At 61.5% G+C, this 18,728-nt stretch carries 19 protein-coding genes; 9 read left to right on the top strand and 10 right to left on the bottom strand.

The annotated features are described in order from the left end of the window. Positions 1–44 precede the first annotated feature (44 nt). Positions 45–1,415 carry a methylenetetrahydrofolate--tRNA-(uracil(54)-C(5))-methyltransferase (FADH(2)-oxidizing) TrmFO gene (gene trmFO, locus GV829_RS10445; RefSeq protein ID WP_169946442.1) on the top strand — a complete coding sequence of 457 codons (1,371 nt, stop codon included), beginning with the start codon at positions 45–47 and terminating at the stop codon, positions 1,413–1,415. Here trmFO and GV829_RS10440 read toward each other — a convergent pair. Both GV829_RS10440 and GV829_RS10435 read right to left on the bottom strand, forming a co-directional pair. Next, positions 1,401–1,904 carry an EF-hand domain-containing protein gene (locus GV829_RS10440; protein ID WP_169946440.1) on the bottom strand — a complete coding sequence of 168 codons (504 nt, stop codon included), beginning with the start codon at positions 1,902–1,904 and terminating at the stop codon, positions 1,401–1,403. The two genes, trmFO and GV829_RS10440, sit on opposite strands and share 15 nt — an antisense overlap. A 54-nt stretch (positions 1,905–1,958) precedes the next feature. Then, positions 1,959–2,618 (bottom strand): hypothetical protein, encoded by a 660-nt coding sequence (locus GV829_RS10435; RefSeq protein ID WP_169946439.1) that lies wholly within the window; start codon positions 2,616–2,618, stop codon positions 1,959–1,961. 185 nt (positions 2,619–2,803) lie between these two features. On the opposite strand from GV829_RS10435, the gene GV829_RS10430 reads away from it, so the two are divergent. From GV829_RS10430 to GV829_RS10420, 3 genes are read left to right on the top strand one after another with little or no spacing between them, the layout of a single operon-like run. Then, the gene (locus GV829_RS10430; RefSeq protein ID WP_246202838.1) at positions 2,804–4,645 is read left to right on the top strand and encodes a VWA domain-containing protein; all 1,842 of its coding nucleotides are present in this window, start codon (positions 2,804–2,806) and stop codon (positions 4,643–4,645) included. Next, positions 4,642–5,253 carry a TadE/TadG family type IV pilus assembly protein gene (locus tag GV829_RS10425; RefSeq protein WP_246202837.1) on the top strand — a complete coding sequence of 204 codons (612 nt, stop codon included), beginning with the start codon at positions 4,642–4,644 and terminating at the stop codon, positions 5,251–5,253. Before GV829_RS10430 ends, GV829_RS10425 begins: the two co-directional genes overlap by 4 nt. A 1-nt stretch (position 5,254) precedes the next feature. Next, positions 5,255–5,992: a TadE/TadG family type IV pilus assembly protein gene (locus GV829_RS10420; RefSeq protein WP_169946435.1), complete on the top strand. Its 738-nt coding sequence runs from the start codon at positions 5,255–5,257 to the stop codon at positions 5,990–5,992. A gap of 80 nt (positions 5,993–6,072) precedes the next feature. Here GV829_RS10420 and GV829_RS10415 read toward each other — a convergent pair whose 3' ends face one another. From GV829_RS10415 to eno, 4 genes are all read right to left on the bottom strand, one after another. Then, the gene (locus tag GV829_RS10415) at positions 6,073–7,425 is read right to left on the bottom strand and encodes a pyruvate dehydrogenase complex E1 component subunit beta (RefSeq protein WP_169946433.1); all 1,353 of its coding nucleotides are present in this window, start codon (positions 7,423–7,425) and stop codon (positions 6,073–6,075) included. Then, on the bottom strand, positions 7,425–8,447 hold the full coding sequence (gene pdhA, locus GV829_RS10410) for a pyruvate dehydrogenase (acetyl-transferring) E1 component subunit alpha (RefSeq protein ID WP_246203114.1): 1,023 nt from the start codon (positions 8,445–8,447) through the stop codon (positions 7,425–7,427). Before pdhA ends, GV829_RS10415 begins: the two co-directional genes overlap by 1 nt. 170 nt (positions 8,448–8,617) lie before the next feature. After that, positions 8,618–8,929, bottom strand: a complete 312-nt coding sequence (locus tag GV829_RS10405; RefSeq protein WP_169946431.1) for an FtsB family cell division protein — start codon at positions 8,927–8,929, stop codon at positions 8,618–8,620. A gap of 113 nt (positions 8,930–9,042) precedes the next feature. Beyond that, entirely contained in the window at positions 9,043–10,326 is a 1,284-nt protein-coding gene (gene eno, locus GV829_RS10400; protein WP_169946429.1) for a phosphopyruvate hydratase, read from the bottom strand. A gap of 236 nt (positions 10,327–10,562) precedes the next feature. Between eno and GV829_RS10395 the strand changes: the two genes are divergently transcribed. The 5 genes from GV829_RS10395 (at position 10,563) to GV829_RS10375 (ending at position 12,806) form a co-directional block, all read left to right on the top strand. After that, positions 10,563–11,129 (top strand): hypothetical protein, encoded by a 567-nt coding sequence (locus GV829_RS10395; RefSeq protein ID WP_169946428.1) that lies wholly within the window; start codon positions 10,563–10,565, stop codon positions 11,127–11,129. 29 nt (positions 11,130–11,158) lie between these two features. Further along, positions 11,159–11,578 carry a phage holin family protein gene (locus GV829_RS10390; protein ID WP_169946426.1) on the top strand — a complete coding sequence of 140 codons (420 nt, stop codon included), beginning with the start codon at positions 11,159–11,161 and terminating at the stop codon, positions 11,576–11,578. Beyond that, positions 11,575–12,015 carry a hypothetical protein gene (locus GV829_RS10385; protein ID WP_169946424.1) on the top strand — a complete coding sequence of 147 codons (441 nt, stop codon included), beginning with the start codon at positions 11,575–11,577 and terminating at the stop codon, positions 12,013–12,015. The genes GV829_RS10390 and GV829_RS10385 overlap by 4 nt, the downstream gene beginning before the upstream one ends. A 32-nt stretch (positions 12,016–12,047) precedes the next feature. After that, positions 12,048–12,473 carry a hypothetical protein gene (locus tag GV829_RS10380; RefSeq protein WP_169946422.1) on the top strand — a complete coding sequence of 142 codons (426 nt, stop codon included), beginning with the start codon at positions 12,048–12,050 and terminating at the stop codon, positions 12,471–12,473. 90 nt (positions 12,474–12,563) lie between these two features. Further along, the gene (locus tag GV829_RS10375; protein ID WP_169946420.1) at positions 12,564–12,806 is read left to right on the top strand and encodes a DUF4170 domain-containing protein; all 243 of its coding nucleotides are present in this window, start codon (positions 12,564–12,566) and stop codon (positions 12,804–12,806) included. 146 nt (positions 12,807–12,952) lie between these two features. On the opposite strand, the gene GV829_RS10370 is transcribed toward GV829_RS10375, so the two are convergent. The 4 genes from GV829_RS10370 to carA form a co-directional block, all read right to left on the bottom strand. Then, positions 12,953–13,576 (bottom strand): rhomboid family intramembrane serine protease, encoded by a 624-nt coding sequence (locus GV829_RS10370; protein WP_246202835.1) that lies wholly within the window; start codon positions 13,574–13,576, stop codon positions 12,953–12,955. A gap of 4 nt (positions 13,577–13,580) precedes the next feature. After that, complete coding sequence (gene greA, locus GV829_RS10365) at positions 13,581–14,057, bottom strand: transcription elongation factor GreA (protein WP_169946418.1); 477 nt, start codon at positions 14,055–14,057, stop codon at positions 13,581–13,583. Positions 14,058–14,142: 85 nt separating this feature from the next. Further along, a complete protein-coding gene (gene carB, locus GV829_RS10360; RefSeq protein WP_169946416.1) occupies positions 14,143–17,505 on the bottom strand; it encodes a carbamoyl-phosphate synthase large subunit in 3,363 nt (1,120 codons plus the stop codon). 2 nt (positions 17,506–17,507) lie between these two features. Then, a complete protein-coding gene (carA, locus tag GV829_RS10355; protein ID WP_169946414.1) occupies positions 17,508–18,701 on the bottom strand; it encodes a glutamine-hydrolyzing carbamoyl-phosphate synthase small subunit in 1,194 nt (397 codons plus the stop codon). Between the last annotated feature and the right edge of the window lie 27 nt (positions 18,702–18,728).

Raw genomic sequence — 18,728 nt, 5'->3', positions numbered from 1 at the left:
CCCGTTCCTTTATGCGGGCCACACTACGGAATTTGCAAAGCGAAATGGTCAACGCTCCCCTTACCCCCCTTCATGACGTCCATATCATCGGCGGCGGCCTCGCTGGATCGGAAGCCGCCTGGCAGCTGGCGGAGGCAGGGTATCGCGTCCGCCTGTCCGAGATGCGCGGTGGCGGCGACATGACGCCGGCGCACCAGACCGATGGCCTCGCCGAGATGGTCTGCTCGAACAGCTTCCGTTCCGACGATGGCGACAAGAACGCCGTCGGCCTGCTCCACCGCGAGATGCGCACGCTCGGCTCGCTGATCATGCGTGAGGCCGACAAGACCAAGCTGCCCGCCGGATCGGCGCTGGCGGTGGATCGTGACCTGTTTTCGGGCGGGGTGACGCGGGCACTGGCCGAGCATCCCAATGTCACCATCGTGCGGGAACGGATCGACACGCTGCCCGCCGCCGGCCTGACCATTGTCGCCACCGGCCCGCTGACCGCGATGAGCCTGGCTGAAAGCATTGGCGCGGCGACGGGCAAGGATGCGCTCGCCTTTTTCGACGCCATCGCCCCCATCGTCTATCGCGACAGTATCGACATGGACATTTGCTGGATGGCCAGCCGATGGGACAAGGTCGGGCCGATCGGTGACGGCAAGGACTATATCAACTGCCCGATGGACAAGGAGCAATATTACGCCTTTGTCCAGGGGCTGATCGACGGCGACAAGACTGAGTTCAAGGAGTGGGAGAAGGACACGCCCTATTTCGACGGCTGCATGCCGATTGAAGTCATGGCGGAACGCGGGGTCGAGACGCTGCGGTTCGGGCCGATGAAGGGCGTCGGCCTCGACAATCCGCGCACCGGCCGCTGGCCTTATGCCGTCGTCCAGCTGCGGCAGGACAATGAGTTGGGCACGCTGTGGAACATGGTCGGGTTCCAGACCAAGCTGAAACATGCCGAGCAGGTCCGCCTGTTCCGCACGATTCCGGGGCTGGAAAAGGCCGAGTTCGCCCGGCTGGGCGGACTGCACCGCAACAGTTTCATCCGCTCACCCGAACTGCTCGATGCGCAATTGCGGCTGAAATCGGCACCGCACATCCGCTTTGCCGGACAGATCACCGGCTGCGAGGGCTATGTCGAGAGCGCGGCCATCGGCCTGATCGCTGCCCGCTTTGCCGCGGCGGAGCTGGCGGGAACCAGCCTGCCCCCGCCACCGGCGGAGACGGCGCTCGGCGCCCTGCTTGGTCACATCACCGGCGGGGCGGATGCGGCGAGCTATCAGCCGATGAACGTCAATTTCGGCCTGTTCCCGCCGATGCCCGAGGATGTGCGCAAGGCCGACCGCAAGCTCGCCTATACCAGCCGCGCGCGTGAGGCCTTGGCGGCATGGATGCAGGTCAACAGCCAATCAGCGGCGGCCTGAACCCCGCTGTCCCTCGCCATCCTCGTCACAGGCACAGCGCGCCTGCGCCTGCGCCTGTGGCCGGCGGCGCGGCGCGGTGGTGGCAAACTCGGCGGCATTGAGCCCGCCCGACCGGTCAGCATCCGCCCCGGCAAAACGGTCACTCGTCGCAACCGCCCATTCTTCAAAGGAGAGAAGGTTGTTGCCATCCTTGTCGAGCCGCTTGAACGCATTGGTGCGGGTGGAGAGCATTTCGACGCGGGTGACGATTCCATCACGATTGCGGTCATAGCGGGCAAAGCGCCGTTCCTCGCGGCTTGCCTCCCGCGCCCGCGGTGGCTCTGGCGGCGGTGCGCCGACCTCCGCCCCATCCGCCACCGGCAGGGTCGCGTCCGGCGGCGGAGCGGCAATCGCCACGGCTTCGGAGTTACTGCTTAGTCCCATCCATGCGAACCATCCGCCCAACAGCAACAGGATCGCGGCACCCGCACCGATCAGCGACTTGGCCATGTCGCTTCCCCTCTCTAGAGACCGTTGCCCGGATCGGTCGTGTGGTCAGCCAGTCTATCGTCCAAACAGGCCGACGCGCAAGATCAGCAACTGTTCGCGGCGCCAGCGCCGTTCACCACCGCGCATGGCTATAGACCTGGCGAGAGCAGTCAGCACCGCCAGCGGTCGGGGAAGAGCGGCGACACCGACGGCATCCGCGCTTGCGGCAATGGCCCGCCAATGCGCCGCATCCGCCGCCCCGGATCGCAAGGCAGCCGATACCACCGCCCACAGCCGGCCGGCCCGGTCAAGCGGCTGCTCGGCTGTTTTGGCGCCAGCCAGCAGACTTGCCGTCATGACGAACAAATGGCTGCCCTGACGCGTTTCTGGCTCGCTCCCCTCCCCTGGCGCAGCTGCGTCCAGCCAGCATTCGGCCAGGTGCGAAAGCGCGGCGCCGCCGAACTCCGGGGTGAGGAAGGTGGCCACCTGCGCCAGCAAAGGTTCAGGCGGCACTGTCCCGTTTTCTGTCAGTGCCAGCTGGTCGGCCCACCAGCGGAGGCGAATCTGCCGCAAGGCCGGCTCGGTGCCTGAAGCTGCCATATCGGCCAAACGATTGTTAAGCATCCACAGACACTTGACCGCGTCACGCCGGTCCTGTGGCACCAGCGGAAAGATCATCGGATCGGTCAGATCAAGGGAAATGGCGGCGTCGGACAGATGGGCATTTTCACTCATGACGTCACTCTGTCACACCTTAAGGCCGGGTTTACCAAAGCCATGCACCAGCGGCAAACCTTGTTCGCCTAATTGGGGCCCAATGGCGGTTTGTGCAGACTGCGCAAATCGATTTGGGGCCTAACCATATGAACAAAGCGACGACAGTACTTGGACGTTTCCGGCGGTCTTCCTCCGGCAACATCATGTATATGACCGCGGGACTGTTGATGCCGATCATGGCGACGATCGGCGCCGGTGTCGACCTGGGACAGGCCTATATGGCCAAGGGGCGCTTGCAACAAGCGTGCGATGCCGGTGTGCTCGCCGGACGCAAGAAGATGGCCGACGGCCAGTTCACCACACAGGCGGAAGCTGCCGCCAACCGGATGTTCGAATTCAATTTTCCATCCGACATGTATGGCAGCACCAATGTGACCTTTACCCCGGTGCAGCGCAGCGCATCGGAAGTGACCGCTACCGCGACCGCGACGGTCAACACCATCATCATGAACATTTTTGGCAAACAGACGATCCCGCTGTCGGTCAGCTGCACCGCCAAGCTCGAAATCGCCAATGCCGACATCATGCTGGTGCTCGACACCACTGGCTCGATGGCCAATTTCAACAGCGGCGATTCGGTCTCGCGGCTTGATGCGCTCAAGACCGAAGTCATGTCATTCTTTGACACCATCACCGACGCGCAAGCCGGCGATTCCGTGATCCGTTTTGGTGTCGTCCCCTATTCCAGCAACGTCAACGTCGGTCAGATCCTGCGCACGGCCAATCCCAACTGGCTCTCGACCACAACGCCGATTCCATCACGCACGGGTCAGTGGGTCCAGACCGGGACGAGCGGGCCAACCACAACGAACAGCAGCTGGAGCAGCTATTCGTCCTGGGTCAACACCGGCGTCATCGTCAGCGGGCGGACCAGTTCCAACTGTTCCAGCGCCCCCAGACCTGCGACGTCCATCATCAATGGTACGGCGACAACCACAACCAACACGACCGGCACCAACCCGCAGACGACGACCACGTCCACGGTCACGCCGCAGACCGAACAGTCGTATCGCAATTTCTGGACCAGCAGCGCCTGCCGCGAACAGCGGCGAACCCGCACGCGCAACTCGACCACCGCATCGTCGGTGACGCGCGAATGGCGCTACACCTACCAGACAATCAACTATGATGTCAGCGGCATCATCAACGGCAGCGGCCTCACCGTACCGACCGGTCCGCTCGGCGCCAACGTCACTGCATCCTGGAACGGCTGCATCCTGGAACGCGACACGGTGGCCTTTGCCTCCAACGCCTCTATTCCGTCCACCGCCTATGACCTCGACATCGATCTGGTGCCGACGTCGAATGCCACCCGCTGGGGCCTGGCGATTCCCAACATTGCCCATCCGCGCAACTCCAGCGTCGGGTCGTCGAGCCAGACTTCGGCCAACGTCACGACGACATCGGATTTCGCCAGCTATGCGGATTCGTCAATCGCAAGTCTGGGCTATTCGGCTTGCCCGACGCAGGCGATGAAACTGACCGCAATGACGTCGGCTGACCGGGCGACCATGCAAAATTATGTCAACTCGCTGATTGCCATTGGCGGCACCTATCATGACGTCGGCATGGTTTGGGGCGCCCGTCTGGTTTCGCCCACAGGCCTGTTCGCCAGCGAAAATGCGACGGCGCCGAACGGCATGCCGATCAGCCGTCACATCATCTTCATGACCGATGGTGAAATGGCGCCCAACGGCGGCATTTATGGCTTTCAGGGTCAGGAATTTGTCCAGAACCGGGTTGGCGGAACATCCAATTCCACCGAATATGTCGCCCGCCACAATGCACGCTTCCTTGCTGCTTGTGACGCCGCGAAATCCCGCAACATCACGGTCTGGATGGTCAGTTTCGGCACCGCGCTGACAACCCAGATGCAACAATGCGCCAGTGGTGACAAAGCCTATACGGCCGCGAACAATGCCCAGTTGCGCACGCAGTTCCAGGCCATTGCCCAACAGATCACCCGCCTGAGGATTTCGGAATGATGCCACGCCCTCACCGAATGCTGGCCGCCACGCTTCGTCGCTTCCGCGCCGATGAACGGGGCGCCTACCTCATCGAACTGGCCCTGATGACGCCGGTGTTCCTGATGCTGATGATGGGCACATTCGACCTTGGCTTCCAAATGTATGCCAAGGCTGTGCTCGGCGGGGCGGTGGAAAATGCCGCCCGGTCGAACACGCTGGAAACCAACGCTTCCAATGCCGCCATCATTGATGCGCAGGTCACGCAAAAGATGCAGCAAGTCGCCAAATATGGCACGCTCAGCTTTTCGCGGCAGAGCTATGCCGACTATAATTCGGTCGGCCGCCCGGAAGATTTCACCGACAGCAACGGCAATGGCGTGCGCAATCCGGGCGAATGCTATGTCGACGCCAATGGCAATTTCGCCTGGGATGCCGACCGGGGCAACAATGGGCAGGGCGGCGCCAGCGACGTCGTACTCTATCGCGTCACCTTTACCTTCGACCGACTCTTCCCGCTGTGGAGAATGATCGGCCAGCCCCAGCAAAAATCGGTGACCATCGCCACCACTTTGCGCAACCAGCCCTATTCCAACCAGAGTGTAGGCAATACCGTGAGGTGCACCTGACATGTTCGCCAAGCTCAAAGCTGCCACATCCTCGCTGCGCACAGGCGTGCGTCACTTTGCCAGGGACAACAGCGCCGTTGCCCTGATCGAAGCGGCCGTGACCCTGCCGGTGCTCATGTTCGTATCCTTCACCGGATTGGAAGTCGCCAATCTGATGATCACCCACACCCGCATTTCCGGGATTGTGCTGGCGGTTGCTGACAACTCCTCCCGTATCGCGTCCGGTTCCAACCTCGCCTTGCCCCAGGTGCGCGAGGTGGACGTCAATGACGTGTTCACCGGCGCCCAGTTGCAGGCCGGCAATATCGACCTGCTTGGCCGCGGGCGCATCATCCTGTCGAGCCTTGAAGTCAACAGCAGTGGCGGTCAGTGGATCCACTGGCAACGTTGCTATGGCTATTTCAACGTCACCTCGGCCTATGGCGTCCAGGGCACTGGTGCGACCGGGACATCCTTCCCCGGCATGGGAGAGACAGGCGCGGAAATCCGGGCCGAAACTGGCGCACCGGTGATGTTCGCGGAAATATCCTATAACTATGATCCGGCCGTGTGGGACAGCTTCATGTCGAGCACGATCCAGATCGACTATGATGCCGCCTTCAGTGTCCGCGATGCGCGCGACACAACCAATATCTTCAACCCCAATCCGGTAGCGACCGTCCGCACCTGCCCGACGGGTGGCACACCCCGCAAGAAGCGGAGCCAACGCGGCAAGGGCTGGGGCAAGACCAAGTCCTGAGCAAGGCAGATCAGCAAATCAAAAAGGGCGGCCGGATGCTATCCTGCCGCCCTTTCCATGTCAGCGATCCATGGCCGGGCTCAGCGATTGCAGAGCAGACGCGCCTTCTCGCACACTCTGGCGGCGTCGATAAGCGCCAGCTTTTCCAGATTGGCCGCATAAGGCAGCGGGACATCCTCATTGGTCACCCGCAAGACCGGTGCATCCAGTTCATCAAAGGCTTCCTCCATGACGAAGGCACTGATTTCACTGGCAATCGAACAGGTCGGCCACCCTTCCTCGACGACCAGCAGACGGTGGGTCTTGGCAAGGCTCGCCAGCACCGTCTCGCGGTCGAGCGGGCGAAGGGTCCTGAGATCGATGACTTCGGCGTCAATCCCCTCTGACGCCAGCGTTTCCGCGGCTTCCAGGGCGACACCGACGCCGATTGAATAGCTGACAATGCTGATGTCGCGCCCTTCACGCATGATCCGTGCCTTGCCGATCGGCAGGACCAGATCATCATCAGCCGGCACTTCAAACGACCGGCCATAGACCAGCTCGTTTTCCAGAAACACGACCGGGTCCTCGGTACGGATCGCCGCCTTGAGCAGGCCCTTGGCATCGGCCGCGTCATAGGGCGCGATGACGATCAGACCGGGCACACTGGCGTACCAGGGGGCGAAGTTCTGGCTGTGCTGTGCGCCGACCCGGCTTGCCGCGCCATTGGGACCGCGGAAGACGATGGGACAGCGCATCTGGCCGCCCGACATATAATTGGTCTTGGCTGCCGAATTGATGATGTGGTCAATCGCCTGCATGGCGAAATTGAATGTCATGAATTCGATGACCGGCCTCAGGCCGCCCATAGCCGCCCCGGCACCCAGTCCGGCAAAACCATATTCGGTGATCGGCGTGTCGATCACGCGGCGCGGGCCGAATTCGTCGAGCAGCCCCTGCGTGACCTTGTAGGCACCCTGATATTCGGCGACCTCCTCACCCATCACGAACACACGGTCATCGCGGCGCATCTCTTCCGCCATGGCGTCGCGCAGCGCCTCACGCACGGTCAGTTTGACCATTGCCCCGGAAGCAGGCGTGGCTGGCAAGGGAGCGGTCGCCACTGACGGCGCCGGAGGTGTTGCAATATTTGCAACTGAAGCAGGCGCATCCTGGGTCAGGGGCTGGTTTTGCGGCTCTATCTTGCCCTCTACCGACTCGCCAATGACCGCGATCACGGTCCCCACTTTGACATTCTCCGACCCGGCGGGAACGACGATCCGGCCGATCACGCCCTCATCAACGGCTTCAAATTCCATAGTCGCCTTGTCGGTCTCAATCTCGGCGATGATGTCCCCCGAACGGACCTCATCACCTTCCTTGACCAGCCATTTGGCGAGGGTGCCTTCCTCCATCGTGGGAGAAAGCGCCGGCATCTTGATTTCGACGGCCATCAATATTGCTCCACCAGCACGTCGGTATAGAGATCAGCAGCATCCGGTTCTGGTGCACTCTCCGCAAAATCCGCAGACTCTGCAACGATCTTGCGTATCTCCTGATCGATCGCTTTGAGGCTGTCCTCGCTCACCCCCGCTGCCAGCATCTCGGCCTTCAGCCCCTCGATCGGGTCCGATTTCTCGCGCACCGCCTGAACCTCCTCGCGACTGCGATACTTCGCCGGATCGGACATTGAATGGCCGCGATACCGATAGGTTTTCAGTTCAAGCAGCACCGGCCCCTTCCCTGCCCGCACCCAGTCGAGCGCAGTCTGCGCCGCGCCGCGCACTTCCATGACATCCATGCCGTTGACCTGGATGCCGGGAATGCGGAAACTTTCACCACGGCGATACAACTGGTCTTCCGCCGATGAACGGTTGACCGATGTGCCCATCGCATATTGATTATTCTCGATGACGAAGATGATCGGCAGCTTCCACAACTCGGCCATATTGAAGCTTTCGTAGACCTGGCCCTGATTGGCCGCCCCGTCGCCGAAATAGGCCATGCACACCCCGCCATCGTCGCGATATTTATGTGCAAAGGCCAAGCCATTGCCCAGCGCAACCTGTGCACCGACAATACCGTGACCGCCATAGAATTTGTGCTCGACGCTGAACATATGCATCGACCCGCCCTTGCCGCGCGAGATGCCGGCAGCGCGACCGGTCAGTTCAGCCATGATCACCTTGGGATCAATGCCATAGGCCAACATGTGGCCATGATCGCGATAACCGGTGATGACGCTGTCACGCTCAGGATCGAGGGCACTTTGCAGACCGACAGCAACGGCCTCCTGACCAATGTACAAATGGCAAAAACCGCCGATCAGCCCAAGCCCGTAGAGTTGGCCGGCCTTTTCTTCGAACCGTCGAATAAGCAACATTTCCCGGTAGAAGCGTTCCATTTCCGCCGGGCTGGCATTCCAGCGCTGCGGTTCCTGGGGCCTTTCCCGATTTGCCACAGGGGGCGACACCACATCTTTTCCGGCCCCGGCCTTGACCGGGGTCTTGCGGGGCGATTTGCCAGCCAATTCGGAATTCCTTCTCCGTCCTCAGACGGAACGTTCATAGCCGCTGTGCCAAGGCTTTGGCAACCGAAGCATACGGATGCCTGCCTGCTCGATTGCAAAAAATGCAACGACCTCGGTCAATTGAGAGGAACGACGATCTCGTCAGGGTGAAGCAGGTTCAATTCCGCACGGACCTGCTCGTCCATCAAGTCCGGATCCACCCCCTTGGGGTCCAGCAGGCGCTGGTGATTGATCAACCTCGCCTGTTCCTGCTTCAGCTCAGCCAGCTCCGCCCGCCTCACATTCAATGCGCGACTATAGTCATTCCAAGCAAATATCCCTGTCTGCCCGAACAACAGCCAAGCCAAAATGACCGCCAGCGCGAACATTGCGCTGGCTACCGGCCAATAATCTCGACGATTGCGTTTCAAAGGCATGGGCGATGGCATGGCGACCTTGAATCACGAAGCCGACCAGTCGTCAAGCATCAGAAATGGCAAAAATGCCAAATGATTCAATTCACTGACAATTTATCAGGGTCAAAACCAGATTTTGCCGCCTGTCAGACCTTGGTCGCGAATATCGCAGCGCCAGCGTAATGCGCGACATTACCCAACTCTTCTTCAATCCGGATAAGCTGATTATATTTTGCCAACCGGTCCGACCGGGCAAGGCTTCCTGTCTTGATTTGTCCGCAATTGGTCGCAACCGCCAGATCGGCGATGGTGGAATCCTCAGTTTCACCGGAACGATGCGACATGACAGCGGTATAGGCGGATCGCTGGGCCATGCTGACCGCATCCAGCGTTTCGCTCAACGTCCCGATCTGGTTGACCTTGACCAGCAGCGAGTTGGCCAGGCCCTGTTTGATACCTTGATCAAGGCGTGCAGGATTGGTCACAAACAGGTCGTCACCAACCAGTTGGCAATGGCCACCAATCTTGTCGGTCAGTGCCTTCCAGCCAATGAAATCATCTTCCGACATGCCGTCTTCAATCGACTTGATCGGATAGTCGCGAACCAGTTCCGCGAGATAATCAGCCATGGCCTCCGGTTCGAGCGACAGACCTTCGCCGCTGATCTCATATTTGCCATCGCGGAAAAATTCGGTCGCTGCGCAATCGAGCGCGAGGACGATGTCACTGCCAAGCTTGAACCCGGCGCGCTCTACCGATGCCGCGATGAAGTCCAGCGCGGCGCGGGTCGAAGCGATATTCGGGGCAAATCCACCTTCATCACCCACGGCAGTCGCCAATCCCTTTTCATGCAAGCCCTTTTTCAGGGTGTGAAAAATCTCGCTGCCCCAGCGCACGGCCTCGAACAATGAGGATGCACCAACCGGCATGATCATGAATTCCTGAAAATCGATGGGATTGTCGGCATGTTCGCCACCGTTGATGATGTTCATCATGGGGACGGGCAAAACATGTGCGCCGGCGCCACCGACATATTTGTAAAGCGGCAATCCCCGGGCATCGGCCGCAGCACGGGCTACAGCCAGACTGACTCCAAGGATGGCGTTGGCGCCCAGGCGGCCCTTGTTATGTGTGCCATCCGCCTCGATCATCGCCTGATCAACATCGCGCTGGTCTTCTGCATCCAGACCGAGCACCGCTTCAGCAAGTTCAGTGTTGACCGATTCAACAGCCTTGCTGACGCCCTTTCCGAGAAACATGCCTTTGTCGCCATCGCGCAGCTCAACCGCCTCATGCGCACCGGTCGAAGCCCCAGAGGGAACCATTGCGCGACCGAAGCTGCCGTCTTCAAGCAACACATCAACCTCGACCGTCGGGTTACCGCGGCTGTCGAGAATCTGGCGGCCGTGAATATCGATAATGGCGGTCATTGGGAGGGTCCTTCATGCGAAACAACAAGGGATGACCGGCCTTTAGGTAGCAGAAACCGTAAAGGCAATTGCCAGTCGCGCCATATTCGTGCCGAAAAGAGTGACTTTGCATCCATGGTGCAAGACGGTGCTTTTAAGGAACCGTTGACTGGGCTATTCATTACTCCGTTGCAGACCATTGCCCCGGTGGACATTCCGCATGGATCAGCGGACCGCCCCACAACAAGGACTAGATCATGGCCGACACACCTCCCAAAGCCACCAAAGCTCCTTCGCGCGCCAAGCCCAAAGCCGCTGGCACTGCCAAAAAGGCCGCCGCGCCCAAGAAATCGTCGACGCGGACCAGGGCGGCCAGTCCAGCCGCTGCCGTTACGCCTCGCAAGCCCATTCGCGAGCAGATTGACGCAACGACTGAAAATCTGCGGGCGGAAGCCACGCGCAAGGCCAATGAAATTGGCGAGGAAGTGGGTCGGCTTTATGGTCAGGCCAGTGAAAAGGCCATGGACGTAGCCCGCAGTGGCAAGACCCGGGCCGCTGAAGGGCTCGAGAGTCTGGCCAAGATCATCGACGACAGCGCCGTCACGGTCGATGACAAGTTGGGTGCTCAATATGGCGATTTTGCTCGCAGCGCAGCCCAGACTGTAACCAACCTTGCCGGGCAGCTGGAAGAAAAGGACATTGAGGAACTTGTCGCGGCAACGCGTGACTTTGTTCGCAAGAGCCCAGCTGTGGCCATCGGCAGCGCAGCCGTCGTCGGCTTCATGCTGGCCCGGCTGTTGCGCGGCAGCGGTGACAAGGGCTGAATGACAGACCAAGGGAACGGACCACAAGCGTGACAGAAACGCCCGATCCAGCGGGAAGCGCCACGGACTCGCCAGCCGCCGTTGGTGACCCTGCGGCATTTGAGCGGGCCATCGATGGCAGTTCACCGATTGATGCCATCCGGCTGCTGGCGGGCGAAGTACGGGCTGCGGCCGCCAGCGAGATGGAATTGGCAAAGGCGTGCGGAGCGATTGTCGGCGCCTCCGTCAAAAGCATTTCAATCTGGACTGCTGTCGCGTTGATCACCCTGTTCGTCGCCGTTCTGACTTTGGCAATCGGGCTGGTGATCGCCCTGGCAACGATTACCGGTCCCTGGCTGGCGGCGCTGATTGTTCCGGCGGTTCTGTTGATCGTCTGTGCCATCGCTGCCTGGCGGATTCGTGGTGCCGCGCATCGTGCCAAGGCAGCGGTGACGAGGTTGTCGCAATGAATGCTGAGCAAGTGCGTCTGGATTCGGCCAGTCGATCGGCATTGGCGCGACGGGCACGGCTGAAAGCTGGTGCGGCAGCTATCAGGCAACGGCTGGCACCAACCCGGCTGGTGCAGGATGGCAAGACCCATGTCGCCACTCAGGCCAAGGCAGTGGTAGCAGATGGCGAGGCGCGGGTACGGGCGCATCCGTTCATGGCCGGACTGTTGGTCAGTGGACTGTTGGCCTGGATATTCCGTAAGCCTTTGCTGCGATATGCACCGCCGCTGGCACAACGCGGCTATGACTGGCTGGCTGGCAAGCTGCCGTTCAGCGAGATTGGTGCAGAGGGTTACGAGACAGATGAGACAGCGGGCAATGTAGAGTGCCAGTCAGAGCCACCAAACGGTCCTGATCAGGACTCTAGCCCGGACCCAGATGCAACTACATATTATTGATTTTGCAGCATAATAAAGAGGAGGCCTCCCCCATGCCTGAACAAGATTGGACTAGCCGCCTTGCCTCTGGCCGCGATGCCGCGAGGGACAAGGTTGACCAGCTTTCCGCCAGCGCCCGCGAAGCGGCGGCAACGGCGCGGTCCCGGATCAACAGCACTTATGGCGCCGCGCGCGAGCGAGCCAACGATCTGGCAGGGCGCGCGGGCGATCTGACCGCAGAAGGCCGCGAGCTTGCTGCGAGTGGCATCGAGCGCGGCACAAAAGTCGCAGCCCAGGGCCGCAAAGCGGTTGACAAGGCCGTGTTTTCGGCCCGCGATCTGGTCGCCGAACGCCCACTGACGGCCGTGGCCGTTGGCATCACCGCCGGCATCGTCCTCGGTTTCCTGGCCAACCAGCTCGGCAAGTCGCGGGCAACCGACACATCCGAAGAGGATGACGAGGACATTTACGGTGCCTGATTGCAGGACAGGCGCGAGGCTCCGCTTCGTTGCACTCTCCGTTACGGATTGCTAAGGGCCGCGCTTCTCCTCTCCCCAAGGAAAGCCGATATGGGCAAACTTTTGCATCTGGTGATGGGTGGCCGCGTCAAGGACCCGCAGGGTCTCGATTTCGTCAATCTCGAAGAGATGGACATCGTCGGCGTTTACCCGAATTACAAGGCCGCCGAAAAAGCTTGGCGCGGTGCGGCGCAGCGCACGGTGGATGACGCCGAAATGCGCTATGTCGTGGTCCACCTGCACCGCCTGCTCGATCCCGATGAGCATGAGCCTGTGCCCGACAGCGAGGATTGAGCCAGGGGAGAGCCTGATCAGCCCGTCCGTCATCGCTTCGCGATGCCACCTCCCCATAGCAAGTCGATGGGGAGGATTGTTCGCAAGGCACTGGCCCATCGCAAGTCGATGGGGAGACCGGGACAGCCAGCAGTCAGCGGCGGCACTCAGCGCCGGTAGCGCAGGCGCAGCAACGGGCGGGCAAGCAGCAGGCCGGCGATGAAGCCGCCAATGTGGGCGCCGACCGCGATCAAGGCCCCGCCAATGCCAAAGCCGAGCCCGATGAGCATTTGCAGGCCAACCCAAGCCGCGCCGAGCCATAGGGCGCGGACGATGTGCGAGGGGATCGGCCCGATCTGCCGGACCTTTTGTTCGCTGAAGACCAGCGCGTAGAAGGCCATCAGGGCCGAGATAGCGCCGCTGGCACCCACCATTACCGACGTTTGATGCGGGCCCATGACGAATTGTCCGAGCGCGGCAGCATAGGCGCCGACGCCATAGAGCAACAGGGTGTAGCCACCACCGATCGCCTGTTCTACCTGACGACCGCACCAGACCAGCATCAGCATGTTGAATGCGAGGTGCAGCAGGTCCGCATGGATCAGCGTGGCACTGAGCGGTGTCAGTGGCCAAGGCAGGGCGCCTGGCAAATCATGACCGCCAAAGACCCGGGCGGGAATGAAGCCGCCAAATGCCGCAGCATCAAACCACTGTGCGCCCAGGATAGCGACCAACCACGCCGCGATTGTAACCACGGCGATGGCATTGGTGATTTGCCCACCCTTGGGCACGATGTCAGATGAACTCGATCTTGGAGACCGAGAACCAGCGGTCACCCGAAGGCACGGTCACTTCTATCTCGTCATCGACGCGGCGACCGATCAGCGCACGGCCAAGCGGCGAGTTGTAGCTGATCCGGCCGACCTTGGCATCCGCCTCTGCCTGTCCGACAATCTGATAGCGAACCGGATTGTCATCCTCGTCGAGCAGGGTGACGGTGGCGCCAAAGACGATACGGTCACCCGAGAGGGTGGTCGGGTCGATAATCTGTGCGCGGCTCAGCTTGTCTTCCAGATCGGCGATGGTCGCCTCTATCTGGCCTTGCCGTTCCTTTGCCGAATGATATTCGGCATTTTCGGAGAGGTCACCATGCGCACGGGCTTCCTCAATGGCGTCAACGATGATCGGACGCTCGGCTTTGAGGCTCGCCAGCTGCTTCATCAGCTGATCATAGCCGTCGGCCAGCATCGGGATCTTTTCAGCACTCGCCATTGTTACGGTCGTCCTTCGTCAAATAGTCACGCGCCAGCGGATCAACCGCTGCCAGCCCATGCGGGCCACCAATCCTGTCGGGAGGTCAGGCTTGCGCTGTAGGATAATAGGATTGCAGGGGCCTTACATCAAGACTTCGCGCCGATGGCGTGGCAATTGCCAGCGCGGCAGCATCGGATGCAGCAGCGGTGGTGTAATATGGCACCTTGGCCCGCAACGCCGACGCGCGGATCGACGCGGAGTCCCGCATCGATTGCCACCCTTCGGTTGTGTTGAATATCAAGTCGATAGCGCCATCGGTGATCTTGTCGACAATGTGCGGGCGACCTTCGGCCACCTTGTTCACCCTGGTCACCGGAACCCCGGCCGCATCCAGAAAACGGGCGGTTCCGCCTGTGGCGACAATCGTCCAGCCGGACTCCACCAGCCGCCGGGCGGCGGGCAGGACCCGTTCCTTGTCGCTGTCCTTGACGGAGACAAAGGCACAGCCGGTCGCGGGCAGTGCATCCCCTGCCCCCAACTGGGCCTTGGCAAAGGCAGTGGCGAAATCGGCATCGATGCCCATGACTTCTCCGGTTGAGCGCATTTCGGGCGACAACACCGGGTCAACACCGGGGAAACGGGCAAAAGGGAACACCGCTTCCTTGACCGCGACATGGCTGATGTCACGATCAATCCTTGGCAAGTCGGCCAGCTTTTCACCGGCCATGACGCGCGCGGCAATCTTGGCAATCGGCGCGCCAATCGCCTTGGCGACAAAGGGCACGGTCCGGCTGGCGCGCGGATTGACCTCGATCAGATAAACCGCGTCATCCTTGACCGCGAACTGGACGTTCATCAGGCCGCGCACGTTGAGCGCGCGGGCAAGAACGTCAGCCTGCCGCTCGATTTCGGCGATGATCGACGGAGACAGGCTGTAGGGCGGGATTGAACAGGCGCTGTCACCCGAATGGACGCCGGCTTCCTCGATATGCTGAAGCACGCCAGCGACAACAACATCGGTGCCGTCGCAAATGGCGTCAACATCGACCTCGATCGCATCACGCAGATATTGGTCAATCAGCACCGGGCTGTCGCCCGAGACGATGACAGCGGTTTCGATATAGGCTTCAAGCTGGGCCTGGGTATCGACGATTTCCATCGCCCGGCCACCGAGCACATAGGACGGTCGGGTCAGCACCGGATAGCCGATATGGGCGGCCACGGCGATGGCTTCTTCCCGGCTGCGGGCGATGCCATTGTCAGGCTGTTTCAGGCCAAGCTTGTTGACCAGCGCGGCAAAGCGCTCGCGGTCTTCGGCAAGGTCAATCGCATCGGGCGAGGTGCCGAGGATGGGGATGCCGGCATCGGCCAGCGCCTGCGCCAGTTTCAATGGCGTCTGGCCACCAAATTGGACGATGACCCCGGCAAGCGTGCCATTCGATTGTTCGACGTGCAGGATTTCCAGCACATCTTCGGCGGTCAGCGGCTCGAAATAGAGGCGGTCCGACGTGTCATAGTCGGTCGAGACGGTTTCCGGGTTGCAGTTGACCATGATGGTTTCATAGCCAGCCTCATCCAGTGCGAAGCAGGCGTGGCAGCAGCAATAATCAAACTCGATCCCCTGACCGATGCGGTTGGGACCACCGCCAAGGATGACGACCTTTTTGCGGTCGGACGGGTTGCTCTCGCACTCGGGCTCGCCAAAGGCCGGGGCCTCATAGGTCGAATACATATAGGGCGTCACCGCCTCAAATTCGGCGGCGCAGCTGTCGATCCGCTTGAACACCGGCCGGACACCGAGACGGTGGCGCAGCGCGCGGACTTCGCCCTCGGTGACGCCGCCGGTCATGGCGACCATCGCGTCGTGCAGCAGGCCAGAGCTGGTGGCAACGGCACGATCCATGCCGCGCGCGACATTGACCGATTTGAGCGCGAGATAGGCAAGCCGCTTGTCCGAAAAGCCCATCGACTTGAGGCGGCGCATCCCGGCGGCATCGCGCGGCAGGCCATTGGCCAGCACCTCATTCTCCGCCTCGACAATCTCCTTGATCCGCTCAAGGAACCAGGGATCGTAACCGGCGATGGCGTGGATTTCCTGCACCGTCAGGCCCTCGCGCAGCGCTTGCGCGGCAACCAGCAGCCGTTCGGGCGTCGGGCGGGCGAGTTCGGCGATGATGTCATCCCGCGAGGCGCCGACGAGGGCATCGACAAAGTTGAAACCCGACAGGCCGGTTTCGAGGCCGCGCAGCGCCTTTTGCAGGCTCTCGTGGATGTTGCGGCCAATCGCCATGACCTCACCGACCGACTTCATCGCGGTGGTCAGCAGCGGTTCGGCGCCCTTGAACTTTTCAAAGGCAAAGCGCGGGATTTTGGTGACGACATAGTCGATGGTCGGTTCGAACGAGGCCGGGGTGACGCCGGTGATGTCATTCATGATCTCGTCGAGCGTGTAGCCGACGGCGAGTTTCGCAGCGACCTTGGCGATGGGAAAGCCGGTCGCCTTGGACGCCAGCGCCGATGAACGGCTGACGCGCGGGTTCATCTCGATGACGATCAGGCGGCCATCCTTGGGGTTCACCGCGAACTGGACGTTGGAACCGCCTGTTTCGACGCCGATTTCCCGCAAGGTCGCGATCGATGCGTTGCGCATGATCTGATATTCCTTGTCGGTCAACGTCAGCGCCGGCGCGACGGTGATCGAGTCACCGGTATGGATGCCCATCGGATCGACATTTTCGATCGAGCAGATGATGATGGCATTGTCGTTGCGGTCGCGCACGACTTCCATCTCATATTCTTTCCAGCCGAGCAGCGATTCCTCGATCAGCACTTCGGTGGTGGGGGAGGCATCGAGCCCGCCGCGGACGATGGTTTCAAATTCGGCCTTGTTATAGGCGATGCCGCCGCCGGTGCCGCCCATGGTGAAGCTGGGCCGGATGATGGCGGGAAGGCCGGTGCGTTCGAGCACGGCAAAGGCCTCATCCATCGTGTGCGCAACGCCCGAGCGCGCGCTTTCAAGGCCGATCTTGTCCATCGCGTCACGGAATTTCTGGCGGTCTTCGGCCTTGTCGATGGCTTCGGCATTGGCGCCGATCATCTCGACGTCATACTTCTCCAGCGTGCCGTCGTTGAACAGCGCGAGCGCGGTGTTGAGCGCGGTCTGCCCGCCCATGGTGGGGAGGATCACCATCTTCTCGTCAGGATGCGCGGCCTTTTCGCGCTCGATGATCTTCGCCACAATGCCCGGCGTGATCGGCTCGACATAGGTGGAGCCTTCCGGCCCGACCAGATCGGGATCGGTCATGATCGTCGCGGGGTTCGAGTTGACGAGGATGATGCGATAGCCCTCCTCGCGCAGCGCCTTGATCGCCTGTGTTCCCGAATAGTCAAACTCGCACGCCTGACCGATGACGATGGGACCGGCACCGACGATGAGGATGGATTGGATGTCTGTTCTTTTGGGCATTATTAGCCTTCTGCGTTTTGGTTCGAGAGGTTCGAGACAAATTTCTCGAACAGATAAAAGCTGTCCTGCGGCCCGGGACTGGCTTCAGGGTGATATTGCACGCTGAACGCCCGCTTTGCGGGCATTTCGAAGCCGCAGTTGCTGCCGTCGAACAGGCTGGTGTGGGTGACGACCGCGCCTTCGGGGAGGGTGGCGGCGTCAACCGCGAAGCCGTGGTTCATGCTGGTGATCTCAACCACCGCATCGGCGTGGCGCTTGACCGGGTGGTTGGCGCCGCGATGGCCCTGGTGCATCTTGATCGTCTTGGCGCCGACCGCGAGCGCCAGCAGTTGGTGGCCGAGGCAGATGCCGAAGATCGGCAGGCCGGCGTCCATCAGCGCGCGGATGACGGGGACGGCATAATCTCCAGTCGCGGCGGGATCACCCGGGCCGTTCGACAGGAAGATGCCAGCCGGCTTGAGCGCGAGGATAGCCTCGGCGCTGGTCTTGGCCGGGACCACCGTGACCCGCGCACCGGCGCGGACGAGGTTGCGGAAGATATTGTGCTTGGCGCCATAGTCGATGGCGACAACGTGCGGGCGCTCGCCCTCGCCCGCTGCGCCATAGCCATGGCCCAGCGTCCAGATGCCGCCGGTCCAGTCACCCTGTTCGTCGCGCGTCACATCCTTGGCGAGGTCCATGCCCTCCAGCCCCGGCCAGCTGCGGGCCATGGCGAGCAGTTCGTCAATGTCGAACCTGCCATCGGGCGCATGGGCGATGACCGCGTTGGGCGCTCCGGCGAGGCGGATGCGGCGGGTCAGCGCGCGGGTGTCGATGCCGCTGATGCCGATCTGCCCCTGCGCCGCGAGCCAGGCGTCGAAGCGCTCGGTACTGCGGAAATTGCTCGGCTCGGTGACGTCCTGCCGGACGATGCAGCCGACGGCGCGGGGCTTGTCCGCCTCCACGTCCTCGGCGTTCGCCCCGACATTGCCGATGTGGGGGAAGGTAAAGGTGATGATCTGCCCGGCGTAGCTCGGGTCGGTCATGATTTCCTGGTAGCCGGTCATGGCAGTGTTGAAACACACTTCGCCCACGCCCGCGCCGGTCGCGCCAAAACCGCGCCCCCACAGGATGCTGCCATCGGCAAGGACCAGCGCGCCGGTCGCGCCCTGTGGTGCGGACCCTGTGCCGGGTCCGGTGGGGGTGGCTTTTGCCATGATATTGGGCTCCGTTTCCGTGGCCGA

The organism is Sphingomonas lacunae (genome assembly GCF_012979535.1).
GTDB lineage: Bacteria > Pseudomonadota > Alphaproteobacteria > Sphingomonadales > Sphingomonadaceae > Sphingopyxis > Sphingopyxis lacunae.
The sequence above is the reverse complement of the archived record's forward strand: the minus strand, read 5'-3'. Positions and strand labels throughout refer to the sequence as shown.

Bases quoted from the DNA above. Each gene is read 5' to 3' on its own strand.
- trmFO (WP_169946442.1), top strand. From the start codon at position 45: ATGGTCAACGCTCCCCTTACCCCCCTTCATGACGTCCATATCATCGGC.
- GV829_RS10440 (WP_169946440.1), bottom strand. From the start codon at position 1,904: ATGGCCAAGTCGCTGATCGGTGCGGGTGCCGCGATCCTGTTGCTGTTG.
- GV829_RS10435 (WP_169946439.1), bottom strand. From the start codon at position 2,618: ATGAGTGAAAATGCCCATCTGTCCGACGCCGCCATTTCCCTTGATCTG.
- GV829_RS10430 (WP_246202838.1), top strand. From the start codon at position 2,804: ATGTATATGACCGCGGGACTGTTGATGCCGATCATGGCGACGATCGGC.
- GV829_RS10425 (WP_246202837.1), top strand. From the start codon at position 4,642: ATGATGCCACGCCCTCACCGAATGCTGGCCGCCACGCTTCGTCGCTTC.
- GV829_RS10420 (WP_169946435.1), top strand. From the start codon at position 5,255: ATGTTCGCCAAGCTCAAAGCTGCCACATCCTCGCTGCGCACAGGCGTG.
- GV829_RS10415 (WP_169946433.1), bottom strand. From the start codon at position 7,425: ATGGCCGTCGAAATCAAGATGCCGGCGCTTTCTCCCACGATGGAGGAA.
- GV829_RS10405 (WP_169946431.1), bottom strand. From the start codon at position 8,929: ATGCCATCGCCCATGCCTTTGAAACGCAATCGTCGAGATTATTGGCCG.
- eno (WP_169946429.1), bottom strand. From the start codon at position 10,326: ATGACCGCCATTATCGATATTCACGGCCGCCAGATTCTCGACAGCCGC.
- GV829_RS10395 (WP_169946428.1), top strand. From the start codon at position 10,563: ATGGCCGACACACCTCCCAAAGCCACCAAAGCTCCTTCGCGCGCCAAG.
- GV829_RS10385 (WP_169946424.1), top strand. From the start codon at position 11,575: ATGAATGCTGAGCAAGTGCGTCTGGATTCGGCCAGTCGATCGGCATTG.
- GV829_RS10380 (WP_169946422.1), top strand. From the start codon at position 12,048: ATGCCTGAACAAGATTGGACTAGCCGCCTTGCCTCTGGCCGCGATGCC.
- GV829_RS10375 (WP_169946420.1), top strand. From the start codon at position 12,564: ATGGGCAAACTTTTGCATCTGGTGATGGGTGGCCGCGTCAAGGACCCG.
- greA (WP_169946418.1), bottom strand. From the start codon at position 14,057: ATGGCGAGTGCTGAAAAGATCCCGATGCTGGCCGACGGCTATGATCAG.
- carB (WP_169946416.1), bottom strand. From the start codon at position 17,505: ATGCCCAAAAGAACAGACATCCAATCCATCCTCATCGTCGGTGCCGGT.
- carA (WP_169946414.1), bottom strand. From the start codon at position 18,701: ATGGCAAAAGCCACCCCCACCGGACCCGGCACAGGGTCCGCACCACAG.